The 1,393-nt window shown below is 33.0% G+C and carries 3 protein-coding genes; 2 read left to right on the top strand and 1 reads right to left on the bottom strand.

Annotated features, from left to right (window positions below; all coding sequences use genetic code 11):
• Positions 1-369: 369 nt before the first annotated feature.
• On the bottom strand, positions 370-687 hold the full coding sequence (locus ABT112_RS35120) for a hypothetical protein (protein WP_031560867.1): 318 nt from the start codon (positions 685-687) through the stop codon (positions 370-372).
• 106 nt (positions 688-793) lie between these two features.
• On the opposite strand from ABT112_RS35120, the gene ABT112_RS35125 reads away from it, so the two are divergent.
• Positions 794-1,036 carry a hypothetical protein gene (locus tag ABT112_RS35125; protein ID WP_312257965.1) on the top strand — a complete coding sequence of 81 codons (243 nt, stop codon included), beginning with the start codon at positions 794-796 and terminating at the stop codon, positions 1,034-1,036.
• A 101-nt stretch (positions 1,037-1,137) separates the two neighbouring features.
• A partial coding sequence (locus tag ABT112_RS35130) for a recombinase RecT (protein ID WP_351515828.1) occupies positions 1,138-1,393 on the top strand: 256 nt, incomplete at its 3' end.

The raw sequence follows: 1,393 nt of genomic DNA on the forward strand, positions 1-1,393 counted from the left end.
GTAAGACCGGAGAAATCAGGCAGGTTGATTTGTTGAAAGAATTCCACATGTCATCAGATACGCTTAAAAAGTGGAGAGAAAACGGATTACCTTCGATAAATCGAGGTGGTTCAGTCTTCTATCTATTGGAAGATTTACATGATTTTTATTACTAAAATGTCGGGCAAGACATGATTAAAGAGAAAATGACTACCTCCACATACCAAGTTAATTTATTAAATGCGGTGCTCCGCTAGAAAAGAGAAAAAAATTTGCCAGATATTAGTGTAGAAATAAAAGCAGAAGGTTTGGACGAACTAAAAAAACTGCTCAACGAAGCTTTAGACCAAGTTGAACAGTTAAAAAATACATTAACTAGGATAAATAAAATTAAAATCCGAGTTGATTCATAATATACTCGGAACTAGCAGTTTCAAGCATTTCTTCCCACGAATTGAATTGTGAGTTTTTCCTTACAAAAACGTCTAATTCATCATTGGGAATAGCTTCAAATGACTTGGGTGTTGTCCAATCAAAACGACTGGCATCGGCAAAGTCTTCAAGAGATGAGAACCCGGTATGATTTTTCAGGAAAGATTCAGTAAAAATATCGCTAAATATAACATCATGTTCTCCATCTAAATCTCTAGCTTTATCAAGCATATTTTCCAAGTCATCAATTAATTCATCTAATCCAGTTTCACTCATTTAAAATGCCTCCTTTCCATAAAACTAAGCAAATACCGCAAATATCTGCTCACAGTAATTATAGCACTCGGAGGATTAAAACACATACATAGAAAGGACATTAAAAATGTTTGGATTTAAAACAGAAGAAGAAAAATTTAAACTTGCGGATTATGATCGCATGAAAAGAGAGTTGGAATCAACTCAACAAAGTCTTGCTAATTGCGAAAAAAGCCGTCAAGATTGGATTGATTTCTCTAATAAATTGCAAGAAGAAAATAAAGAACTGTTTGCAGAAAACATGCAACATCATAAAAATGATATTGCCCGTCAGAAAATGGCAAACAAGAATTTAACGATTGCAAAATAAAAAAGCCCGCACTAGGAATACGGACTAAGACGTGATGTCTCTAAATTTTACACTTAGATTATATCACGTTTCAACAAAAATAAGAAACGGAGAATTTAAAAATGGCAAATGAATTAGGAATCTTTAGTGTTGATAATTTAAATATGACCACAATTAAGCAATATTTAGATGGTGGTGGCAAAGCAAGTGATGCGGAACTTGTTTTACTTATTAATCTTTGCAAACAAAACAATATGAATCCATTTATGAAAGAAGTTTATTTCATCAAATATGGTAATCAACCAGCTCAAATCGTTGTATCTCGTGACTTTTATCGAAAACGTGCATTTCAAAATCCTAATTTTGTGGGTATTGAAG

The organism is Streptomyces sp. NPDC002055 (assembly GCF_040296705.1).
In the GTDB taxonomy this organism is placed as follows: Bacteria; Actinomycetota; Actinomycetes; order Streptomycetales; family Streptomycetaceae; genus Streptomyces.